Origin of the sequence: Streptomyces sp. NPDC000229, assembly GCF_040300825.1 — a bacterium.
GTDB lineage: Bacteria > Actinomycetota > Actinomycetes > Streptomycetales > Streptomycetaceae > Streptomyces.
Window position 1 is genome coordinate 1 of the sequence record NZ_JBEPEL010000154.1, and the last position, 4320, is coordinate 4320.

6 protein-coding genes are annotated in these 4320 nt (G+C 70.1%); 3 read left to right on the forward strand and 3 right to left on the reverse strand.

Features of this window, described 5'->3' with window-relative positions; all coding sequences use genetic code 11:
- The coding region (locus ABT360_RS35070) for a GNAT family N-acetyltransferase (protein WP_351825775.1) at positions 1-286 on the forward strand (286 nt) is incomplete at its 5' end.
- Here the strand turns inward: ABT360_RS35070 and ABT360_RS35075 are convergent.
- Complete coding sequence (locus ABT360_RS35075) at positions 265-762, reverse strand: DUF402 domain-containing protein (RefSeq protein ID WP_351825777.1); 498 nt, start codon at positions 760-762, stop codon at positions 265-267. The genes ABT360_RS35070 and ABT360_RS35075 overlap by 22 nt on opposite strands.
- The gene (locus ABT360_RS35080) at positions 743-1666 is read right to left on the reverse strand and encodes a GNAT family N-acetyltransferase (RefSeq protein ID WP_351825779.1); all 924 of its coding nucleotides are present in this window, start codon (positions 1664-1666) and stop codon (positions 743-745) included. Before ABT360_RS35080 ends, ABT360_RS35075 begins: the two co-directional genes overlap by 20 nt.
- A 70-nt stretch (positions 1667-1736) precedes the next feature.
- On the opposite strand from ABT360_RS35080, the gene ABT360_RS35085 reads away from it, so the two are divergent.
- Positions 1737-2108 (forward strand): GntR family transcriptional regulator, encoded by a 372-nt coding sequence (locus ABT360_RS35085; RefSeq protein ID WP_351825781.1) that lies wholly within the window; start codon positions 1737-1739, stop codon positions 2106-2108.
- Here ABT360_RS35085 and ABT360_RS35090 read toward each other — a convergent pair.
- Complete coding sequence (locus ABT360_RS35090; protein ID WP_444852380.1) at positions 2105-2614, reverse strand: winged helix-turn-helix transcriptional regulator; 510 nt, start codon at positions 2612-2614, stop codon at positions 2105-2107. The two genes, ABT360_RS35085 and ABT360_RS35090, sit on opposite strands and share 4 nt — an antisense overlap.
- A gap of 76 nt (positions 2615-2690) precedes the next feature.
- On the opposite strand from ABT360_RS35090, the gene ABT360_RS35095 reads away from it, so the two are divergent.
- On the forward strand, positions 2691-3644 hold the full coding sequence (locus ABT360_RS35095; protein ID WP_351825783.1) for a zinc-binding dehydrogenase: 954 nt from the start codon (positions 2691-2693) through the stop codon (positions 3642-3644).
- Positions 3645-4320 lie beyond the last annotated feature (676 nt).

The window sequence follows — 4320 nt, forward strand, 5'->3', positions numbered from 1 at the left end:
TCATCGGAGCCAAGGGCGCCCTCGACACGAACCGGGGCCTCCGCTTCGACATCTCGAGGTCCCAGCCGCCGTCCACCCCGGTGCCCAGGGCACCGGCCTGGGCCGCCTCCTGCTCACCTTCGTGGAGGAGCGGGCCCGCGCACGCGGCCTTCCCGAGGTGCGGCTCCTCACGCACGCGCTGATGCGGGAGAACCAGCAGATGTACGAGCGGTACGGGTACGAGGTCGACGAGCGGCGCACGGCGGACGACCCCGACCGCGTCCACTACCGCAAGCCGGTCTCCTGACCCGCACCCGGCAGGTCGCCCGCGCGGGCCAGCGTCTCCAGAGCGTCCAGGGCCTCGCGGGCGGCCGCCGCGGCGACCGGGTCCCGCTCCGCCAGGCCGCTCGCCTCGAACTCGTCCTCGTCCAGGCGCAGTACCTCGGCGCCGTCCGCCGACACCCACAGGTCCAGGTCCAGGTCCTCCACCACCACCTCGGAGCCGTTCACGGACGCGGGCCGGGTGATGTCGCAGTACCATCCCTTCAGGGCACCGTCCCCGGCACGGACCTCCTTCACCGCGTACCACCGGTCCCGCCAGTAGTGCTCCGTGAAGACGTCGCCCGGCTCGAAGCGTACGAACCCGAAGTCCCGCACCCCGTCCGCCGCCCACGGGGCGCGCACGGTGAGCCGGGTGCCGTCGTCGGCCACCACCTCCGCCGGGTAGCGGATCTTCGTCCGGCCCGCCTTGACGAGGCGGACGTCAACCGAGCGTGCGGACATGCCGGACCTCCGTCGCGCAGATCTCGTACCCGAACCACTTGTTGACCGCCAGCATCGGCCCGTTCTCCGCGTCGTTGTTGGTGAAGGCGTCCGTGCAGCCCGCCGCGCGGGCCCGGCGCAGCGAGTCCGTCTTGGCGAGCTTCGCCAGCCCCCGGCCCCGGTACGCGCGCACCGTGCCGGTCATGCCCGACAGGTAGCGTGCCCCGCCGTCGGTGTGGGCGGCGGTGAAGGCCGCCACCCGGCCGTCCACCGTCACGACCGTGGTCAGGTCACGGTCGAGCAGCGGGTGGTTCCAGGTGTCGGCCAGCCAGTCCTCGTAGTCGTCCAGCCGCGCTGCGATGTCGCTCGGCTCGTCCGCCGTCACCTCCGCGTCGGCGTCGAACAGCGGGCGCGGATCGTCGGCGTAGTCGGCGGCGGTCCGCAGCTCGACGCCCGGAGGAAGCGTCGCGGGCAGCTCCGGCAGGGTGCCGCCCGCCAGGTCCAGGCGCTGGAAGTGCGCCGGCCGCGTGGGCCGGTAGCCGCGCTTGACGGCGAACGCCCGGAACCCCGGCTCGTCCAGCACCCAGGCGTACACGCTCTCCGCGCCCTCGGCCGCCAGATGCTCCTCGGCGGTCCGCAGCAGCAGACCGCCCGCGCCACGGCCCCGGTGGTCCGGGTGGACCTGCGGGTTGGCGTACGACAGCCCGGGGGTCTCGGAGTCGTGGGCGAGGCCGACCTGGGCGGTACCGACGACCTCGCCGTCCTTCTCGGCTATCAGCAGCCGGTACTTCTTCGCCGGGTTGGCCGACTCGACCTGGAAGAGGACGGCCTGCGGCGTCGTCACCTCGAAGGGCAGCGCGGCCCGCCGCACCCGGGCCACGGCCTCGGCGTCCTCGGGACGGAAGTCCCGCACGATCACAGTCATGGGCCGCACGGTACGCGCGGCCCGGCCCCGATCGCCTCCCCATTACGGCGGCCTGGGGGACAATCGGCGCGTGACCTTGAAGATCTCCATCGACGCGGGTTCCCCGACCGCCCCGTACGAACAACTGCGCGCCCAGATCTCCGCCCAGGCCCGCTCGGGCCGCCTCCCCGTCGGCTACAAACTGCCGACCGTCCGGGGCCTCGCGGAGGAGCTGGGCCTCGCCGCCAACACCGTCGCCAAGGCGTACCGCGTGCTGGAGACCGACGGGGTGATCGAGACACGTGGCCGCGCCGGGACGTTCGTCGCCCCGGCCGGTGACGCCGCCGCCCGCCAGGCGGCCACCGCAGCCGCCGCGTACGCCGCCGAAGCCCACCGCCTGGGCGTCAGCCGCGCCGACGCCGAAGCGGCCGTGGCGGACGCGCTGCGCGCCGTGTACGGCTAGGACCTGTCCGGGCGATCATGTGCGGGGCTCGTGACGCCGGTGGTGAGCCATGTGCTCCTCTCCCGCTGTCGTGGAATCGCGGGAGCTCGAGAGCCAGTCCGGGCTGGTTCAGCCTCGTCAGGTTTTTGCTCCGCCGCGGCGTCGTAAGCGGCGCGGGCCTCGGCGATGGCGTACCGGTGGCGCTCGGCCCAGCCCACCAGTCCGGTCAGTGAGGCGTGGAGTTCTCGGGCCATGGGCGTGAGGCTGTACTCGACCTTGGGTGGCACGGTCGGATAGACGGTGCGGATGAGCAGCCCGTCCCGCTCCAATCGGCGCAGGTTGAGGGTGAGCATTCGCCGGCTGACGCCGTTGATGGCGCGTTCGAGTTCGGTGAAGCGGACCGGGCCGTGGGCGGCGGCGATCAGGATCCCGATGCTCCACTTGCCCGCCACGCGGTCGAGCACCTCGGTCACCGGGCAGGCTTCGTCCCTCACTGCTTCTGCAACACGGGTGTGACTGCGTGACATAAATGTGCCTCCTTACGCCGGGCAGCAAGGTTACCGATGATGACTGCTGTTACAAGTCGTGAACCTAGGGGAAAACATGTCTGTTCGTGCTCTCGTCGTCGATCCGTCCGCACCCGCCTCTGCCCGCCTCGCCGAGGTTCCCGATCCCGTGCCCGGACCAGGCCAGGTCCTGGTGGACGTCTCCCATGCCTCCTTGAACTACGGCGACCTCAACGACGCTCGCTCCGGTCGGGTGCCTGTGGGTGCGGTGCTCGGTTCGGACGCCGCCGGGGTGGTGGTTCAGGCCGCCGCCGACGGAATCGGCCCGGCGGTGGGCACCCGGGTTGTAGCCCTGACCTCGGGTGCGTTCGCTGAGCGCGTCGCGATCGATGTGGGTGCGCTTGCCGAGGTTCCCAAGGGCTTGGACCTGGCGAAGGCGGTCGCCCTGCCGGTCGCCGGAGTGGCCGCACTGCGCTCGCTGCGGGCCGCCGGGCTCGGACCGGACAAGAGGGTGTTGGTCACCGGCGCCTCCGGCGGGGTCGGCCGGTTCGCCGTCCAGTTGGCGGCGCGGGCCGGTGCCCACGTGATCGCGTCCGTGGGCTCGACGGCCCGCGGGGAGGGGCTGGTCGACTTCGGCGCCGACGAGGTGCTGATCGGCCTGGACGGACTCGAGCAACCCGTCGACGTGGTCATCGACAGCGTCGGTGGCCCCCAACTGGTCGCGGCATGGAGCCTGCTCGCTCCCGGGGGCAGCGTGCAGAGCGTCGGCTGGACTTCCGGGGAGCCGGCGGTCTTCCCCCCGTATGCGACCGTCGGCCCGACCAAGTCGCTGATGTCCTTCGTCATAGAGGGCGATGCCGGCCAGGACCTGGCCGTTCTCACCGAGCTGGCCGCTGAGGGGGACCTCACTGTCGAGATCGGCTGGCAGGGATCCTGGGACCGTTTCGCCGACGTCGCCGAGGCCCTCCGCGGGCGCCGTGTCTCCGGAAAAGCGGTCCTACAGGTGTCACGCAGTGAGCAGCATGCGCCGACGCTTCCTCCGCAGGGCTAGGACGTCGGCTCAGGACACTCAGGACCGGACCTTTGCTCTGTCTCAGGTGCCGTTCCCTCTCTCGGGCGGTTTGAGCTCGCATCGCTGGCGGCGGGGCATGCCGGCGACTTCGCTTGGATCGGTTTTTTCAATAGGGGGATAGGAGTGACTTTGGGTGAGCCGGTCAACCTGCCGGACGCCCTTATACGTCGCGCCAGGACAAAAAGTTGAATGTGCCAAAACTTAGGAGTCATTGATGCCGTAGAGATTGGTCTTGGTCACCGCCCGAGCCAGGATCCCGTGGCGTCCTCGTCGATGCCGTCGAATGTCCCGGGGGCAGGCCGACCTCTACAACGTGCGTGTAGCAGATGGGGAGTTTAGGATAGGTTTGTCCGAACGAAACGCTCGCTCTCCGATCCGGTTGCACCTCTCGACTGATCGTGAAAATGCGAAGATGATCAATGAGTGAGTGACGGGTGCGGAAACGGCAAGCGAAAGATGCGATGGCCTCTGCGCCTGCGCTCACTCGGCTGCGGCTTGCGGTGGCGTAGGGTCTGAGGGATTGCCCAGAATTGGTCCCTGGTGAAATTCTCGTCGCTGTCGACGGTGCTCAATCAGCTGCGTGAAGAGTTTCCCGAGGTCACGATCTCCAAGATCAGGTTCCTGGAGGCGGAGGGGCTCGTCGAGCCGCAGCGGA